Here is a 16,439-nt window from a genome sequence, read left to right as displayed (position 1 = left end):
CAGATGTGGGAAAACTTCCCACATCTGTTTTTTCAAATACTTTCTTCATTTGATGACATTTTCTTAAGTGGTGCTTCAGCATGTTCCCATTTTTTGTGTTTCATTTTATGATTCACAAAATAGAGAAGCGCGCATACGAGGGGAATAATACTTGCGATGAGATAAAGCCCTCTAAAGGAAGTTGCGTTTTTAAGAATGCCCATGATATATGGCCCAACGCCAAGTCCTAAATCCAAACCGATAAAGTAAGTAGAAAGCGCAACGCCAATCCGGTGTGTGTTCACAAGTTTCAAGCAAACCGCCTGCCCATTTGACATAAAAGTTCCATAACCGAGCCCGACAAAGGCACCGGAGATAAGAAGCGTCAAATTGTTAGACGTTACACCTAGTAGAAGTAAGCCAAGCGCAAGGAAAATATAACTTGGATACATCACATAGGACTCACCTTTTGCATCAAAGATCCGCCCAGCAGCAGGACGGGTGAATGTAATGACAAGCGCATAGACGACGAAGAAAAAAGAACCCGCAGAAACGAGATCGATGACTTTTACGTAAGAAGATAAAAATGAAAGGACACTCGAGTAAGAAAGTCCCATCAAAAAAGCGATGAGAGTAATAAATAAGGCTTTCTTTTCAATGAAACTGTTGAAATTCCAAGATTTGATCGCTGCTTTATGTTCCGCTGATAGTTGAATATTTTTTACTGGAAACAGGAAGCAAGCAATCGCAACCGCTAAAATCAAGCTAATGGATAGCCAGATGATAAATTCAAAATTTGTAGCACTTAAAAGTAACATGCCAAGAAATGGTCCAGCAGCAGCAGCGAGACTCGTGCTTAAGCCGTAATAGTTAATGCCTTCTCCGTTTTTAGCTTGTGGAATGTATGCTGTTACGATCGTGTTTGTAGCAGTGGAGATGGCGCCATAACCGAATCCGTTTAAGAAACGGATGATATATAAAACGCCAAGGCTAGGGATGAAAAGGTAACAAATGGTCGTGACAAGATAAAACAAGGAGCTTATGCGCAGTACAAATTTTCTACCGAGGAGTTCGATTTGTTTTCCCATTAATAAACGTGCCAAAAGAGTCCCGATAATGTAGATCCCAGAAGCAAATCCTGCTTCGCTCATGCTGGCTCCCAAATCATCTTGTGCAATTACGGCAATAATGACCATCAGTAAGTAATAAACGAGATAGACGACGAAATTAAGGATCGTCACGCCAATAAAATATTTATTAAATAGCTTTTCTGGCATAAGAATCTCGTTCCCCAATCTTTTGTAGCGCTTTGATTTTTTCAATTCTTGCAGCGATTTCATTGTAGTTTGATGGATAACGATCAACGAGCTGTTCCACAAATAAGTCTCTTGTCGTCATGAAGAGTCTCAGGAATTCTCTAGATTCAGGTGATTCCCGAATCGTAAGCTCTCGCATCAGTTCCATAGCGCTTTGATACGCATCGTTTAAAAAAATCAGTGCTGCTTTTGAATCGAATCTGTTACTATAAGCTGTATCAAGACGTTCAACAATCGTGCTCATCCAAATGTTCATTGGTATTCCTCTTTTCTTTTGTAATATGTTTCTCAGTATAAGGCGAAAAAGACTTGTCGAAAAGCACACTTCATGTGTAAAATTATAAGTAACAGATTTTAGTAACAAATGTTAATGTCTTTGAAACGGATTTTTTATATGCTTTTTGTAGCGGATCAAAAAGGCGGGGAAGAAAAGTTGGATAATCGTGTGTTAAGAAACTATGTGGAAGAGAATGATTTTCCGGTCATTAAAAAGGGGTATCATAAATATTTAACTTACGAAGGACTTGAAGATTGTTATACGTACATTTTAAAAGAGGGGATCGTGAAAGCAAGCGTCATCTCAAACGATGGCCGGGAGTTTAACTTGCGCTACATTCAAGAATCAGAAATCGTTTCGATTTTAAAAGATGAGTATTCGCAGTTCATTGATGCCCCTTATAACATCCGAATTGAATCAGATTCAGCAGAATTTTACCGAATCAATCGCGTACAATTTTGGAAGGACATTAATGATAGTCCTGAACTGCAACATTATGTGAAAGAATTTTACCGGCACCGGTTGCTCTATATGATGAAAAAAATGCAACAGATGCTGATGAATGGGAAAATTGGAGCGGTTTGTTCACAAATTTATGAGCTGTATGACTTTTTCGGCGTGGAAACAGAGGATGGAATCGTGATTGACTTTCCGGTAACCAATGAAGAAATCGCGAAGTTTTGTGGGATCTCGTCAGCGAGTAGTGTAAGTCGCATTTTACGGCAGCTTAAGCAAGAAAATGTGATTAAGGTTACGAAAAATCAACTCGTCATTACTAATTTAAGTTTGCTAGAAGAACATATTATTTTTTAACAAGGCTAATCAAAAAAAGCTTCTCCATTTTAAAAATGGAGAAGCTTTTTTAGTTTATAAATGTGTCCATTTAAGTCGTTTTCCGCTCTACCAAGTGAAACTTGAGCGGGATGAGTTTTTGGTTTGCTTGCTTTAGTGTATTGTGGATAATCGTAAAGGCGTTTAGAGCTTGCTTATCCACCGGGTAATGAATCGTCGTCATATCAAATAAATGCGCCACTTCCATGTCGTCAAAGCCACATACGGCAAAATCTGCAGGAACCCGCAGTTCTTGCCTACGTGCCTCAGACACGATTCCCGCGGCTAAATAATCGTTTGGCGTAAAGAAAGCATCTGGTTTGTTCGTTGTCTTTTTGAAAAAATGGACGATCTCTTCTCCTTGTGCACGTGTCCCCATCCCGTAAAAGTGCTTCACGTCATGCGGGTTAAGATTGTGGCGCTTACAAAAATCTGAATAGGCTTGCATCCGACTTTGCGTATTTAATCCGCTTGTAAAACCATAAATATTGCAAATCCGGCGGTAGCCGCGCTCGTAAAGATGCTCAAGACCAACCGTATAGCCTTCATATTGATCCATGAAAACCGAGGCGATTTTTTTATGTTCGATGCGTTGCCAAGTCACGATCGGGCCGTATTTGGTATAAGGCTCGATCACATCCCATTCATTTTGACGGATGACAAGAACAAGCGCATCAATTTGTTTACGGCGCAACATTTCAAGCGCTTCTAATTCCTTGTCGCGTTTCCCATTTGTCATAAAAAGTGTCACGTTATATCCATGTTCTTGTGCGGCATTTGTAAAATTTTGCATGAAAATTCCAGGAGAATCACGAAACATTGGCGCTACAAGTCCAATCAATTTAGTGGCTCCTTTTTTGAGCGAAACCGCATTAAGATTTGGAACATAATCGAGTTCGTCAATCACAGTTTGAACGCGCTTTCTTGTTTCCTCGCTCACGTAATCGCGCTTGTTGATCACTCGGGAAACCGTTGCCGAAGATACTCCTGCGCGTTTTGCAATTTCTTGAATATTTGCCAATCCGAACACCTCGCTCTATTATCCAATTTTAGTATAGCATAAAACGAGAAATAAAAAATTCTCAAAAAGGGGGTTGACCTGTAATGCATTACATAAACTATCATCGAATTGTAAGAAGAAAACGCTTAAATTTGGGAGGTTTCAAAACTATGAAAGACGGAGTTAAGATCGTAACAATTGGTGGAGGCTCAAGTTATACACCAGAATTGATTGAAGGTTTTATCAAACGCTACAGTGAACTTCCAGTAAAAGAACTATGGCTCGTGGATATTGAAGCAGGACGCGAAAAGCTTGAAATTGTCGGCAGTATGGCAAAACGCATGGTAAAAGCAGCAGGAATTGACTGCGAAATCCATTTAACACTCGACCGTCGTGAAGCTTTACGAGATGCTGATTTCGTGACAACACAATTTCGGGTGGGATTGCTTGACGCGCGGATCAAAGACGAAAGGATCCCGCTTTCGCACGGAATGATTGGGCAAGAAACGAATGGTGCCGGAGGAATGTTTAAAGCGTTCCGGACGATTCCTGTCATTTTGGATATCGTAAGTGATATGCGCGAACTTTGTCCAAATGCATGGTTGATCAATTTCACAAATCCTGCAGGGATGGTGACAGAAGCCGTACTTCGCTATGGCAACTGGGAAAAAGTAATTGGACTTTGTAATGTTCCCATTGGAGCTGTAAAAAGTGCATCTGCCGTTTTAGGTAAACCAGAAGAAGACTTGTTCTTCAAATTTGCGGGCATTAATCACCTGCACTGGCATCGTATTTTTGATAAAGACGGCACAGAATTAACTGAAAAAGTGATTGACGGGCTTTACGCGCCGGGAGCAAATCCAGAAAAAGTTGTTGAAAACATCAAAGACATGCGCTTCCTTTATGAACAAGTAAAACATTTGAAGATGCTTCCTTGCCCGTATCACCGCTATTATTACATGACAGATAACATGCTAAAAGACGAAATGAAAGCCTTCCAAGAAGAAGGCACTCGCGGGGAAGTCGTAAAACGTCTTGAAGAAAGCTTGTTTGAACTCTATAAAGATCCAAACTTGGATTATAAACCAGAAGAGCTTTCGAAGCGTGGTGGGGCACATTATAGCGATGCCGCTTGTGAAATCATCAATTCGATTTACAATGATAAAGGAACGAAAATGGTCGTCTCCACACGGAACAATGGGGCGATTGATGATGTCCCTTACGAAAGTGCCGTTGAAATCACAAGCATCATTGGAGCTCACGGAGCAGAACCCATCAATTTCGGGAAATTTGCTCCTGCAGAACGGGGCTTACTACAAGTGATGAAAGCGATGGAAGAATTAACGATCGAAGCCGCTGTTACGGGTGACTATGCAACAGCTCTGCAAGCCTTCACTTTAAACCCGCTTGTGCCAAGTGGAGATATCGCAAAAGAAGTACTGGATGAGCTGCTTGAAGCCCATAAAGAGCACTTGCCTCAATTTTTCGTGAAACAACAAGCTTAAGTTTTAAAAAGACTCGCTTTTGCGAGTCTTTTTTTTACTTTTAGGACTATGGGAAACGTTTTAAATCGTGTATGATAGAACTAATGAAAAAACACTTGGAGGCAGCCAACTATGGAAAACGAACCCTTTAAACTTCAAACAGAACCTCAACCGAAAGCCTGGTTAGGCATTATTTTTTTTGGTCTTATATTTTATTCTCGAATTTGTTGGCGAAATTCTTGCTATGATTCCACCCATCATTCAAGGTCTAAATGCTGATAAATCGCTTGATAGCATCATTAACGGACTCCAAATGAACTGGTACATGAATCTCACGCAAGCATTTGCTTTGATCATTCTTCTTTTCTTACTACAAATCTCGAACATGAAACTTTTTTCTTTTCGAGCTTTTTCAAGAAAAACGTGGCTGAGTTTTATTGTCATCAGCCTCGGAACCCTTGTCATTTCAAACCTACTTGAAATCCTGATCACTTACTTAAACCCAAGCTTCAATACCGCAAACCAAGCTGGCATTGAAGATATGGTTAGCTCGGCATCGCCACTTGTCGTGTTCGTTGCCGTTGTCATTCTAGCACCAATCGCAGAAGAAGTCGTTTTCAGAGGTTTGATCATGAAGATCATTTTCAGGAAGTATCCAAAAATAGGCTTTCTAGTGAGCGCCTTACTGTTCACCTTTGCCCATATCCCGACAGATATTCTAAGTTTCCTTCTTTACTTCGTGATGGCAGTTGGGTTGTGCCTTGTCTATTACAGAACAAAGCGCATCGAAGCGAGTATCTTGCTTCACTTCATCAATAATTTAATCGGCTACTTCTTCATTGTCTAAATAAAAAAGCCTTTCGAACGGGTGCGTTCGAAAGGCCTTTTTTCTATCCGATTATTTATCGATAACTTGGATATCTTCCTTATTGCCATATTTTGTCCACCAAGGAACAGCACCTTCATCAAGCAATTTGTTAAGCGACGTAATATTTTCTTTCCCTTGCGTACGAAGCCATTTGCGAAGCGCATCGTCGCCTTCTTTACCATAAACTTCAATACCGTCTTTCCAGGTTGCACGGCCACACAATACACCGCTATATTGCACATTGTGTTCATTAGCAAAAGCGATCGTTTTGTGGAACATTTCCGCCGTAACCCCAGCACTCAAATAAATGAATGGAAGCGGACAAAGATCCGAACACTCTTCAAAATGGCGAGCCGCTTCCGCTTGCGAATAAGCGGATTCACCTTTTGCAAAGCCTTCCACATAATTAAAGTTAACAGGAACCTCAAGTTTTAATACATCAACGCCATAACGAGGCTTCGAAAATTCTTTGATCGCCTTTTTCACTTTAGCTGGCTTAAGCTTTGCGTATTCAAGCGAGCCTGAGTCAGTCACATTTGCATCATATGTAATTGGCTCAAGGAAAAATGGGATATCGACGGCGCGGCATTCCGCTCCGATTCGTTCCAAGAAAGCATATTTGATTTCATTAATTTCATCCGACTCATCCGGATCATAATAAACCAAGATTTTAACAGCATCTCCGCCATTTTCTTTGATCCGAAGTACCGATAAGTCTTCAATTAAGTCAGGCAATTTACCAGGAATCGTAGTATCGTATCCTGTTTTTTCATAAGAAGTCAAAAGCCCGCAACCTTCATGGCGCGCTTTAATAGCAGGCGTACCGTATTCATCATCTAACAAAATAGCAGAAGCATAAGGAGTAAGTTCTTCTGAAACTAATTGTTTGAAGTCTTCCACATCTTTTTTATCTTCTGTACCTTTGGCAGCTTGAATCATTTTTTTGAGTGAACCACGCTGATCAATCGCGAGTGCGGCAATGACACCTTTATCATTTGCAAGACGATTCAAACTATCAAATTTGCCTCTTGTCATTGTAACCATTATTTATCGATCTCCTTTTTCTGCATATTTCATACGTCATTCTTTACCCTGTAGCAGTTTCTTTAAACCCTTTTGTTAAAAATTGCTTTTTAAGGAATTTTCAACTACTATTCAAATAGGAGTTATCGAGCTTTTGGGAAAAACACGGAGGGGCGTAAGTTCTTTTTCCGATAGATTACCTGCTAAGGAGTGTTCACTTTGGAGCAAAATCGGAAAAATCAAAGACGACGAGAAAAAAAAGAAACTGGGAAGAAAAAATTTTTTTTATTCGTACTCACCCTTGTGGTTTTTTTTAGCTGTTCTTTTTTTTAGTCGTACAGCTTTTAACGCCAAAAAGTGCCGATAAGGCGGTGCAAGAAGAAAAATCAATTCAGAAAGAGAAATCCTCTGTTTCTAGCCAAAAAGAAAAGAAAAAGACAGAAGTAGAAACGAAAGAAGTTGTGCAAAATAAGGCACTGGACCAGTATCTTACGCAACTGCACTTTAGTGGTACGGCCGTTGTCGTTCGAAATGGAAAGATGGTTTTGAACAAAGGATATGGATACAGGAACATGGAACAGCAGGAAAAAAACACGCCGGATACGGAGTTTTATATTGGTTCTTCGCAAAAAGCTTTAACAGCAACAGCGATTTTACAGCTCGTTGAAAAAGGGAAACTTTCGCTTACAAATCCGGTTTCTCAGTATCTAAGTGGTTTCCCGAGTGGAATTACCATTAAAAACTTGTTAAACCACACAAGCGGACTGAAAGGTCACCTTGAAACAAATTCAAAAATCACACCAAAAGAGCTTGTCCAAGATATTGAAGAGCGAGGAGTCAAACGAGCTCCTGGGAAATGGGATTATCGTGATTCCAACTACACGGTTCTTGCTTATTTGGTTGAAAAACTGAGTGGACAGTCACTAGCGGACTATTATAAACAGCACATTTTTAAACCGGCAGGAATGACACAAGTTGGCTTTTATGAAGATTTTAAACAACAAAAAAATGCATCGATAGGCTATTATCTAAAAAAAGATGGGAGTTACAGCATTCCTAGTATGCCTGATTTATCGCAACTTTTTGGTGTCGGAAATGTCTACATGTCGGCAGGAGATATGTACCGATTTGACGAGGCACTCATGAGTGGAAAACTATTGTCGCCTGAAAGTTTAGCGGAAATGTTTACGAAAGGAAGCAGTTCAGGCTATGGCATGGGTTTTTATGCAGACCCTGGAAGCTACAATAATCATGGCGTATTAAATGGCTGGAACGTGTCAAATAGCATTAGCAAATCCGGTAAAACCTTCGTTATTTTATTTTCAAACATACAAAATAATATTACTTCATTTGGAAAAGTGAATAACGAGATTTATCAAATTTTGAATCGAACAAATTGAAAAAAACCCCGTATCTGTGTGTTAAGTAGATACGGGGTTTTTTACGTTCTTTATTTTTCTTCTTGTAAGTTTTCAGCTTCGACAACACGGAAACCTTTGCGATCTAAGTGCCGAACAATTTCATTTTTCTTCTCTTCCGTAACAGAAAGTGGAAGAGACACAAGAATTCGGCGGATAAAATCTGAACTTTGATCATCGAGTGTAATGACACTTGCGATCGAGGTGTATTTATCAATGATTTTCGTGATTTTAGTTAAGGCTCCAGGGACTTCTCCAGTTGCAATAGTTAAGACATAACTGGTTGTTTGAACATTCCAAGCTTCCTCTAAAAGTCCAAGTAACTCTCCGTGCGTTAGAATCCCGTAAAAATCGCCATTCTCATTTAATACTGCGATGTAAGGCAGTTCTTTAATTGTAAAGAACACTTTGAAGAATGAGGAGTTGACGCTGATGTGTTTCGTTGCATTCTTGAGCAGGGAAGTTACAGGTTGATCTAAGCTGCCCCCATTTGCCACGTGGCGATAGATGTGCATCTTGTATATATTTCCCAAAAATTTGTCGCCAGATTGATCAAGAATAGGAACACAGCGATAACCAGACTCTTCAAGCAAATCAATCGCTTCTTTTAATGTTGCTGTTTCTGGAACCGTTGTTAATTTGGTTTTTGGTATGCAAAGATTTTTAATCAACATATCAGTCACTCCTTCTCAATTTAACCTACCTCTTTCATTTTATCTCAAATGGTACAGTTAGTACAGTAAATTTTTACTAGTGCCTTATTGACAATGAGATTCATTATCAATTAGAATGGAAGAGGAAAACGAAATGAAAGAAAAAAGTGGCTTGAAAAGGAGAGGTGAAATGAAACGACTGGTGCTTTTTATCATATTTTTATTCCTTGCTGTCGTCTCTCATTTTATAGGTGTAGAGAAACTTCCAATACATATAAACACGTGGAGTAGCCACGAGCTCGATATTTTTCTATTCAGCCGTTTTCCAAGACTTATCAGTATTATCATTGCCGGTGCTGGAATTAGTATTTGCGGTATGATTATGCAAAGCTTGACGCAAAACAAATTTGTTTCACCAACGACCGCTGGGACTATGGATGCCGCAAGACTTGGCGTGCTCGTCTCTTTGCTCTTTTTTACTGGTTCCTCTCTTTTTGTCAAAATGAGTGTCGCCTTTTTATTTGCACTGGCAGGGAGCTTTGTCTTTATGAAGATCCTTGATTCGATTTCGATTCGCGATACCATTTTAATTCCGCTTGTTGGGCTGATGTTCGGGAACATTCTTAGCTCCATTGCTACGTTTTTTGCTGTGAAATTTGATCTCGTTCAGAATATTTCTTCATGGCTTGCAGGAGACTTCTCGATGATTATGAAGGGACGCTATGAAATTCTTTACTTGTCCATTCCACTGTTTATCCTTGCGTACATATATGCGAATAAATTCACAGTGAGTGGAATGGGAGAAACTTTCGCCAGCAACTTAGGACTCTCTTATCGTGCTGTTATGCAGATTGGACTTGTGATTGTCTCTTTTATCACAGCGACTGTCGTTTTAACCGTGGGGATGATTCCTTTTCTTGGATTGATCGTTCCAAACATCATCTCGATTTTAAAAGGAGACCATTTGCAAAAAAACTTGATGGATACAGCACTATTTGGCGCTTCCTTTTTACTCGTTTGTGACATGATTGGGCGCGTGATTTTATATCCGTATGAAGTGTCGATCAGCTTAGTTGTGGGGATCATCGGTAGCGTTATCTTCCTCATTTTACTCTTTAGGAGGAAAAGCTATGCGTAAAAAAATGACCCTTCTAATCGTCCTCGTCTTGATTTTTTCGGCTGGGTATTTATTTTTATTTATTGGCGGGAACTTAGAATTTGCCTTGAAGCTTCGCGGGACAAAGTGGCTTGCGATACTCTTAACGGGGACTTCGATTGCGATTTCAACCGTGATCTTCCAAACCATCACGGGAAACCGAATTTTGACACCTAGTATTATGGGGCTTGATTCTTTATACATGTTATTTCAAACGGCGATCCTCTTTTTAGTTGGACAAAGTAACCTGATTCACCTCGGAAGCGAAATCAATTTCGTGTTTTCTTGCGGGCTGATGGTTGTGTTTTCAATTTGTTTTTACTATCTATTATTCAAGCGCAAAGGAACAAGCATTTATTTGCTACTCCTTGTTGGCATCATATGCGGGACTTTTTTCAGTAGCTTTTCTTCCTTTATGGAAATGCTAATTGACCCAAATGAGTTCCAAATCGTGCAGGATAAAAGTTTTGCGGGCTTCGGGAATGTCAACTCGGATGTGCTACTTTTAAGTGTGATCCTCACCGGGCTAGTTCTTCTTTACTTGGGAAAAATCAGCAAGTATCTAGATGTGCTCGTACTTGGCCGAGAAGAAGCCATGAATCTTGGGGTAGCCTATGAAAAAGTGGTGAAGCGCCTATTGATTGTGGTAGCCATCCTAACGAGTATTGCCACCGCGCTTGTCGGGCCGATCACATTTCTTGGCTTGATTGTTTCGAATATCGCTTACCAGCTTTTTCCAACCCACAAGCACCGAACTTTGATCCCAGCAGCTGCGCTGATTTCAGTATTAACGCTAACTTTTGGACAAGTCATCGCTGAACGGATTTTCCATTTCAACACGCCAATTAGTGTGATTATCAATTTAGCAGGCGGAATTTATTTTCTATATTTACTCCTGAAAGGAAGGAAACTGGTATGAAAATTGAGCATGTCACAAAAACCTATCGAGATAAAACCGTTTTGAACGATGTTTCCTTTGAAGTAAAGCCTCAGTCGATCACCTCGCTTATCGGAGCAAATGGGGCAGGGAAAAGTACGCTCCTTTCGATTATGAGCAGGCTGACTAAGCCAGATTCCGGTCATATTATGCTTTCGGGGCAAGAACTTTCTGACTGGAATAATCAAGAACTGGCTAAGCGGATTTCAATTTTGAAACAATCGAATCATTTGACGGCGCGTTTAACCGTGCGGGATTTAGTAAGTTTTGGGCGCTTTCCTTATTCTTCCGGTCGTTTAACGAAAGCAGACATTCAAAAAGTGGATGAAGCGATCCGCTATATGGAAATGGAAGCTAAACAGCATCAATTCCTTGATGAACTGAGCGGTGGCCAGAAACAACGTGCCTTTATTGCAATGGTGATTGCGCAAGATACCGACTATGTTTTGCTTGATGAGCCACTGAATAATTTGGATATGAAACATGCTGTTTCCATGATGCAAATTTTTAGGCGTCTCGTGGATGAACTGGGGAAAACGGTGGTTCTCGTCTTGCATGACATTAACTTTGCTTCTTGCTATTCTGATTGGATTGTGGCGCTAAAAGATGGCGAAAAACTTGCAGAAGGTGAAACTGCGAAAATGATGGATGAAGCTGTTTTGCGGGAAATTTTTGAAATGGACATTCCGATCACAGAGGTTGGCGGAAATAAATTTGGACTATATTTTAACGTGAAAGACAAGATTGACCAAAAATAGGAGGTTTATTATGAAAAAATTAGCAACGCTCTTTTTTATTAGTCTATTGGCAGTTGTGCTTACAGCTTGTGGAGGCGGGAAAGCAAGTTCAGATGGGGACAAAGCGAAAGCAGATTCGAAAGAAATTACGATTACGCATGAATTAGGTAAAACAAAACTTACGCAAGACCCGTCAAAAGTAACCGTTTTTGATTTTGGTTCTCTAGACACGATGGAAAAATTAGGATTAAGCAATAAAGTTGCGGCGACTCCAAAACAAAACCTACCTTCTTATCTAAAAGCATTTGATACAGATAAAGTCAAAGATGCAGGTGGATTAAAGGAGCCAGATTTTGAAGCGATTAATGAAACAGGAAGTGATTTAAATATTATTTCTGGGCGGCAAAGCGATGCTTATGACAAATTTAGTGAAATTGCGCCTACCATTTATTTGGGTCTGGATACTTCTAATTACATAGCGTCTTTCCATGCGAACGTTGAAAAAATCGGGAAAATCTTTGGGAAAGAAAAGCAAGCCCAAAAAGAATTGGATAAAATTGACACACAAATTGAGAAAGTAAAAGCTTCGGCGCCGAAAGGGAAAAAAGGCTTGATCATTCTTGCAAATGATGGAAAAATCAGTGCTTATGGACCGGGGTCGCGTTTTGGGTTGATTCACGATGTTTTGGGCGTAGAACCGGTGGATACGTCGATCAAGGCTTCAACACACGGGCAAAGTATTTCGATGGAATATATTTCCGATAAAAATCCAGATTATATTTATGTGATTGATCGTGGAGCTGCCGTTGGTGGAGAATCTTCTGCTAAGAAAACAGTAGAAAACGATTTAGTAAAAACAACGAATGCCTATAAAAATGGTAAAATCATTTATTTGAATCCGGAATATTGGTATCTATCTGGAGGCGGCCTTGAGTCAGTCAAAGAAATGGTTAAAGAAGTTGGGGATAGTTTTTAATTGAAAAAGAAGCTGCTAAGATTTGAAATCTCTAGCAGCTTCTTTTTTTAGCATAAAAAAAGCCTTTCTCAAAGTGGAAAGACATTGCAGATTTTATATTTTCATGGTATACTAAAAAACATTGTTAGATTGAAGTTTTTTGAAAACACACCTAACACATTTACATTATACACTAAAATCAATGAGTTGTCAATACCTTTAGGAGGCTTTTTTATGAGCGAAGAAAAACAAGAACAAAAGCGGATTGACTATACAATCGAACAAATTAAAACACAAGAAAAACAAATCAAGGATTCGCTTGTTTCTGTTAAACAAGAAGCGAGTGACATTCGTTCAAATTTTTGGGATGACGTTCGGGTTAATTTGCTTGAACCAGATGACGTTTCAGAAACAAATATTAGTATTCGTCAGCAAGAACATTTTTTGCGTGAACGAGAACGAAACTATGAACACGCTGAGAAGCAATTGAAAGTCTTCGATAAGATGAAAAACGCTCCTTATTTTGCTCGGATTGATATTGCCGATGAAGAAACCCCACGTGAAGAAATTTATATTGGAATTGGTTCAGCGCTTGATGAAAAGGATCAGTTTCTTGTTTATGATTGGCGCGCTCCGATTTCAAGCGTTTATTATGATGGGGAAATCGGCCAAGCAAGTTATGATACGCCGCAAGGTAAGCTTACGGTGGATGTGCTTTTGAAGCGCCAGTTTTCGATTAAAAAAAGGGAAACTCCAATCTATGTTTGATACAAGTGCGGCGATTGGAGATGAAATGCTTCAGGAAGTTCTTGGCGCTGAATCCAATCTACAAATGAAAAATATTGTGGCGACCATTCAGCGCGAGCAAAATCGGATTATTCGGGATACGAAAAGTGATCTTTTATTTGTCCAAGGTGCAGCTGGAAGCGGTAAAACCTCAGCAGTCTTGCAGCGAATCGCTTATTTACTGTACCGCTTCCGTGAAGGTCTAGATGAAAAACAAATGATTATTTTTTCACCTAACCGTTTATTTAATCACTATATTGGCAATGTTCTCCCTGAACTTGGCGAAAAAAAATATGCTGCAAACCACTTTTCAAGATTTTACGGCCGCTCGTCTCGGCAAACTTGAAATGGAAAGCTTATTTGAGCAGTTTGAGGATAAGGCGAACGAATGGCGCAAGAATATTCTCGGGCTGAAAGAAAGCACACAGCTTTTTGCTGCTATTTCTCGTTATCAAAAGCTTTTACAAAAAGACGGTTTGCGCTTCAAAGATATTCGCTTTCACGGGAAAACCGTGATTTCGAAGAATAAAGTGAAGGAAATCTTTTATCAAACTCGTTCTGATTATTCGCTCTCGGCGCGACTTGAACTCACGCGGAAAGCCTTGCGAGAGGAACTATTTGTGTTTGCGAATGAAGAAGCCAAAAAAGACTGGGTAAAGGATGAAATTGAGCTTTTAAGTGAAGAAACGTATCAAAATTTGGTTCCGCTTGAACTGGAATTTGATAGCTTTGATGCCGAACAAGATTACCTGGCGCGGAAAATCGTTCGTCTTAAAATGAAGAAAGTGCATCAAGCAATCAAAAAAAAATCGGTTTTTCCATATTCGCCAGCAGTTTGTTCACTTTATGCAAACTGTCCCTAAGCTCCTAAGCTTAGAGAAATTCGGCATCCAAGAAAGCGAGTGGCAAACTGAAATCAAACGACTTGTCGCAAGCTTAAATGATAACAAACTTGCACAAGAAGACGTGGTATTCTATCTTGACTTACGCGACCGAGTTGTTGGAAAAGAAGCCAATCGAGCGATGAAATTTTTGTTTATTGATGAAATCCAGGATTACTCACCCGCACAAATTTATTACCTCAAAACCTTGTTCCCAAGCAGTCGCTTTACACTGCTTGGTGATCTCAACCAAGCGATCTTTAAAACACAAGAAAAAGAACGAACGCTGCTTGAAGAGATTAAAGACTTGTTTGATCCTGAAAAAACTGAAGTCATTCGACTAAATAAAAGCTACCGTTCAACTGAGCAAATCACGAATTTCACAAAAGGCATTATCCAAGCAAAGGAAGAAATCATTCCATTTGCACGTGAAGGAGAACTGCCAGAACTCATTGAAACCGAAAACTTTGTAGAGATGATGGAGAATGTTTACGAGCAAGCAAACAAGTTAGCCAAAAAATCAAACATGGTGGCGATCATTGGGAAAAACCAGGAAATTTGCGAAGCTGCCTATCTGTCTCTTTACAAGAAAATGAAAGTTCGGCTCGTCCATTTTGAACACCAAAAATTGCAAGAAGGTGTGATGATTATCCCATCTTACTTAGCCAAGGGACTCGAATTTGATAGCGTTATTGTGCTAGATGCTTCAAAAGAGGCTTACGCGCTTGAAGAAGAGCGAACCCTGCTTTATACTATTTGTTCGCGTGCGATGCATGACTTAGTTGTCACTTCAAATGGAAGCAAATCGCCTTTATTCTCTGAAATTCCAGAAGAGCTCTACCGGCTAGAAAATAAACGTCATTCTTCCAGGCTTCCTCGCTAAAAACACCCGGTCAACTTGGTAAAAGAGAGTTGGCCGGGTGTTTCAATATAATTTGTCACAATTTATACAAAAACGATTGCTGAATTTATCATGAGTAATAGAAGAGTAGCTTTCATTTCGGTTATGATAAGTCTGTAGAGAAAAGGAAAGCGAGGTTAACAAGATGAGCGAACACAGTAGTTTTAGTTTGTTGAGAACAGAGCCAGAATATGAAACAGAGCTAAAAATGGGAGACCAAATATTGTTTGAACGGGAACATATTGAGTACGTTGGAAGAGTGATTGGCTTTTATACAAACTCCGTCTTGGTTGAAGTTGATGCAGAACCTATCAAATTTGGTGAAAGCCGAAGAACCGTCGTTAATCTTGCTAAACTGACTCTATTTAAAAAAGTGCAGACGGCATAAACAACTGGTGATATTTTGATACCCCAAATTCAAACTGTCGCCAAACCCTCCTAAGAAAGAAGACTCAGCTTACACTGAGTCTTTTTTCGTTTGCCAAAAGCTTTCAAAAGGTTGCGTTTACAAAGACCGATTGATATGATGAAAGAGAGAAGGGAGCGATTTTTTTGACCGGAAAACTTTATCTACATCTAACGCGGCATGGCGAAACCATGTTCAATAAAATGGAGCGAATTCAAGGTTGGTCTGATACGCCACTAACTGTTCCAGGAAAAGAAGTAGCCAAGAGCCTTGGGCGAGGACTCGATTTGAAATTTGATGCCGTCTACACAAGTGATTTAAGACGAACCGTTGAAACAGTGCGCCTCGTTTTACAAGAAAGCAAACAAACGCATCTCAAAGAAACGATGTTAAAAGATTTGCGTGAATTATGCTTTGGCGAATTTGAAGGTTTGCCGAGTGCGGATATGTTTGAAACTGTTTTGACGCACTTAGGCTATGAATCAGGCGAAGCAGGCATGGCTCAAACAAGCTTTGCAGAGATCGTATCGGGTGTTTGCGAGCTTGACACAACGAATACCGCAGAACCGTGGGAAGTGATGGAGACGCGTGTCAAAAGAGCGCTTGAGACAATTATCCAACGTGAAGCGAGCGAAGCGGAGAAGCATATCTTAGTCGTCGCACACGGTCTTACAATCAATACTGCCATTTCGTTGATTGCCCCAGAAAAAGTAGATCCTTTACTGGAAAACGCAAGTATAACGACACTGCTTTATGAAGCTGACTCACTGACCGTTCAAACAGTCGGAGATACCAGTTACATATTAGCTGGACAAAAATAAAAAAAACAGC

The 16,439-nt window shown here is 39.9% G+C and carries 19 protein-coding genes; 14 read left to right on the top strand and 5 right to left on the bottom strand.

What is annotated here, in order from left to right; genetic code table 11:
- Positions 1–32: 32 nt before the first annotated feature.
- Both MAQA_RS01760 and MAQA_RS01755 read right to left on the bottom strand, forming a co-directional pair.
- Positions 33–1,256, bottom strand: coding sequence for an MFS transporter (locus tag MAQA_RS01760; protein ID WP_036070693.1), 1,224 nt, complete (start codon positions 1,254–1,256; stop codon positions 33–35).
- Positions 1,237–1,551 carry a hypothetical protein gene (locus MAQA_RS01755; protein WP_036070691.1) on the bottom strand — a complete coding sequence of 105 codons (315 nt, stop codon included), beginning with the start codon at positions 1,549–1,551 and terminating at the stop codon, positions 1,237–1,239. The genes MAQA_RS01760 and MAQA_RS01755 overlap by 20 nt, the downstream gene beginning before the upstream one ends.
- 177 nt (positions 1,552–1,728) lie before the next feature.
- Between MAQA_RS01755 and MAQA_RS01750 the strand changes: the two genes are divergently transcribed.
- Positions 1,729–2,385: a Crp/Fnr family transcriptional regulator gene (locus tag MAQA_RS01750; protein WP_036071016.1), complete on the top strand. Its 657-nt coding sequence runs from the start codon at positions 1,729–1,731 to the stop codon at positions 2,383–2,385.
- A gap of 70 nt (positions 2,386–2,455) precedes the next feature.
- Here MAQA_RS01750 and MAQA_RS01745 read toward each other — a convergent pair whose 3' ends face one another.
- Positions 2,456–3,424, bottom strand: a complete 969-nt coding sequence (locus tag MAQA_RS01745) for a LacI family DNA-binding transcriptional regulator (protein WP_036070688.1) — start codon at positions 3,422–3,424, stop codon at positions 2,456–2,458.
- A 149-nt stretch (positions 3,425–3,573) separates the two neighbouring features.
- Between MAQA_RS01745 and MAQA_RS01740 the strand changes: the two genes are divergently transcribed.
- The gene (locus MAQA_RS01740) at positions 3,574–4,908 is read left to right on the top strand and encodes a 6-phospho-beta-glucosidase (protein ID WP_036070685.1); all 1,335 of its coding nucleotides are present in this window, start codon (positions 3,574–3,576) and stop codon (positions 4,906–4,908) included.
- Positions 4,909–5,086: 178 nt separating this feature from the next.
- A complete protein-coding gene (locus tag MAQA_RS01735) occupies positions 5,087–5,734 on the top strand; it encodes a CPBP family intramembrane glutamic endopeptidase (RefSeq protein ID WP_241463017.1) in 648 nt (215 codons plus the stop codon).
- Positions 5,735–5,785: 51 nt separating this feature from the next.
- Here the strand turns inward: MAQA_RS01735 and MAQA_RS01730 are convergent, their stop codons facing one another.
- Positions 5,786–6,799 carry a tagatose-bisphosphate aldolase gene (locus MAQA_RS01730; protein ID WP_036070683.1) on the bottom strand — a complete coding sequence of 338 codons (1,014 nt, stop codon included), beginning with the start codon at positions 6,797–6,799 and terminating at the stop codon, positions 5,786–5,788.
- 350 nt (positions 6,800–7,149) lie between these two features.
- Between MAQA_RS01730 and MAQA_RS01725 the strand changes: the two genes are divergently transcribed.
- Positions 7,150–8,178, top strand: coding sequence for a serine hydrolase domain-containing protein (locus MAQA_RS01725; protein ID WP_241463016.1), 1,029 nt, complete (start codon positions 7,150–7,152; stop codon positions 8,176–8,178).
- 50 nt (positions 8,179–8,228) lie between these two features.
- Here the strand turns inward: MAQA_RS01725 and cbpA are convergent, their stop codons facing one another.
- A complete protein-coding gene (gene cbpA, locus MAQA_RS01720) occupies positions 8,229–8,870 on the bottom strand; it encodes a cyclic di-AMP binding protein CbpA (RefSeq protein ID WP_036070681.1) in 642 nt (213 codons plus the stop codon).
- 169 nt (positions 8,871–9,039) lie between these two features.
- On the opposite strand from cbpA, the gene MAQA_RS01715 reads away from it, so the two are divergent.
- The 10 genes from MAQA_RS01715 to MAQA_RS01685 all read left to right on the top strand — a co-directional run bounded on the left by MAQA_RS01715 (position 9,040) and on the right by MAQA_RS01685 (position 16,429).
- The gene (locus tag MAQA_RS01715) at positions 9,040–9,987 is read left to right on the top strand and encodes an ABC transporter permease (protein WP_036071013.1); all 948 of its coding nucleotides are present in this window, start codon (positions 9,040–9,042) and stop codon (positions 9,985–9,987) included.
- A complete protein-coding gene (locus tag MAQA_RS01710) occupies positions 9,980–10,924 on the top strand; it encodes an iron chelate uptake ABC transporter family permease subunit (RefSeq protein WP_036070679.1) in 945 nt (314 codons plus the stop codon). Before MAQA_RS01715 ends, MAQA_RS01710 begins: the two co-directional genes overlap by 8 nt.
- The gene (locus tag MAQA_RS01705) at positions 10,921–11,700 is read left to right on the top strand and encodes an iron ABC transporter ATP-binding protein (RefSeq protein WP_036070676.1); all 780 of its coding nucleotides are present in this window, start codon (positions 10,921–10,923) and stop codon (positions 11,698–11,700) included. The genes MAQA_RS01710 and MAQA_RS01705 overlap by 4 nt, the downstream gene beginning before the upstream one ends.
- A 10-nt stretch (positions 11,701–11,710) precedes the next feature.
- A complete protein-coding gene (locus MAQA_RS01700) occupies positions 11,711–12,655 on the top strand; it encodes a siderophore ABC transporter substrate-binding protein (RefSeq protein ID WP_036070673.1) in 945 nt (314 codons plus the stop codon).
- Positions 12,656–12,868: 213 nt separating this feature from the next.
- Complete coding sequence (locus MAQA_RS15080; protein ID WP_241463015.1) at positions 12,869–13,402, top strand: helicase domain-containing protein; 534 nt, start codon at positions 12,869–12,871, stop codon at positions 13,400–13,402.
- The gene (locus MAQA_RS15075) at positions 13,395–13,766 is read left to right on the top strand and encodes a hypothetical protein (protein WP_241463014.1); all 372 of its coding nucleotides are present in this window, start codon (positions 13,395–13,397) and stop codon (positions 13,764–13,766) included. The genes MAQA_RS15080 and MAQA_RS15075 overlap by 8 nt, the downstream gene beginning before the upstream one ends.
- Entirely contained in the window at positions 13,714–14,283 is a 570-nt protein-coding gene (locus MAQA_RS15070; protein ID WP_241463013.1) for a hypothetical protein, read from the top strand. Before MAQA_RS15075 ends, MAQA_RS15070 begins: the two co-directional genes overlap by 53 nt.
- Positions 14,267–15,184: an ATP-binding domain-containing protein gene (locus tag MAQA_RS15065; RefSeq protein ID WP_241463012.1), complete on the top strand. Its 918-nt coding sequence runs from the start codon at positions 14,267–14,269 to the stop codon at positions 15,182–15,184. The genes MAQA_RS15070 and MAQA_RS15065 overlap by 17 nt, the downstream gene beginning before the upstream one ends.
- 163 nt (positions 15,185–15,347) lie before the next feature.
- Positions 15,348–15,590, top strand: coding sequence for a DUF2187 domain-containing protein (locus MAQA_RS01690; RefSeq protein WP_036070671.1), 243 nt, complete (start codon positions 15,348–15,350; stop codon positions 15,588–15,590).
- Between the two features lie 164 nt (positions 15,591–15,754).
- Positions 15,755–16,429: a histidine phosphatase family protein gene (locus MAQA_RS01685; RefSeq protein WP_036070668.1), complete on the top strand. Its 675-nt coding sequence runs from the start codon at positions 15,755–15,757 to the stop codon at positions 16,427–16,429.
- Positions 16,430–16,439: the final 10 nt, after the last annotated feature.

Source organism: Listeria aquatica FSL S10-1188, assembly GCF_000525795.1.
GTDB classification, from domain to species: Bacteria; Bacillota; Bacilli; order Lactobacillales; family Listeriaceae; genus Listeria; species Listeria aquatica.
Note: the sequence above shows the minus strand (reverse complement) of the source record. Positions and strands in the feature narration are given on the sequence as shown.

What these genes read in the sequence shown, in the direction of transcription:
- MAQA_RS01760 (WP_036070693.1), bottom strand. Translation starts at nt 1,256, where the DNA reads ATGCCAGAAAAGCTATTTAATAAATATTTTATTGGCGTGACGATCCTT.
- MAQA_RS01755 (WP_036070691.1), bottom strand. Translation starts at nt 1,551, where the DNA reads ATGAACATTTGGATGAGCACGATTGTTGAACGTCTTGATACAGCTTAT.
- MAQA_RS01740 (WP_036070685.1), top strand. Translation starts at nt 3,574, where the DNA reads ATGAAAGACGGAGTTAAGATCGTAACAATTGGTGGAGGCTCAAGTTAT.
- MAQA_RS01730 (WP_036070683.1), bottom strand. Translation starts at nt 6,799, where the DNA reads ATGGTTACAATGACAAGAGGCAAATTTGATAGTTTGAATCGTCTTGCA.
- cbpA (WP_036070681.1), bottom strand. Translation starts at nt 8,870, where the DNA reads ATGTTGATTAAAAATCTTTGCATACCAAAAACCAAATTAACAACGGTT.
- MAQA_RS01715 (WP_036071013.1), top strand. Translation starts at nt 9,040, where the DNA reads ATGAAACGACTGGTGCTTTTTATCATATTTTTATTCCTTGCTGTCGTC.
- MAQA_RS01710 (WP_036070679.1), top strand. Translation starts at nt 9,980, where the DNA reads ATGCGTAAAAAAATGACCCTTCTAATCGTCCTCGTCTTGATTTTTTCG.
- MAQA_RS01705 (WP_036070676.1), top strand. Translation starts at nt 10,921, where the DNA reads ATGAAAATTGAGCATGTCACAAAAACCTATCGAGATAAAACCGTTTTG.
- MAQA_RS01700 (WP_036070673.1), top strand. Translation starts at nt 11,711, where the DNA reads ATGAAAAAATTAGCAACGCTCTTTTTTATTAGTCTATTGGCAGTTGTG.
- MAQA_RS15080 (WP_241463015.1), top strand. Translation starts at nt 12,869, where the DNA reads ATGAGCGAAGAAAAACAAGAACAAAAGCGGATTGACTATACAATCGAA.
- MAQA_RS15075 (WP_241463014.1), top strand. Translation starts at nt 13,395, where the DNA reads ATGTTTGATACAAGTGCGGCGATTGGAGATGAAATGCTTCAGGAAGTT.
- MAQA_RS15070 (WP_241463013.1), top strand. Translation starts at nt 13,714, where the DNA reads ATGCTGCAAACCACTTTTCAAGATTTTACGGCCGCTCGTCTCGGCAAA.
- MAQA_RS15065 (WP_241463012.1), top strand. Translation starts at nt 14,267, where the DNA reads ATGCAAACTGTCCCTAAGCTCCTAAGCTTAGAGAAATTCGGCATCCAA.
- MAQA_RS01690 (WP_036070671.1), top strand. Translation starts at nt 15,348, where the DNA reads ATGAGCGAACACAGTAGTTTTAGTTTGTTGAGAACAGAGCCAGAATAT.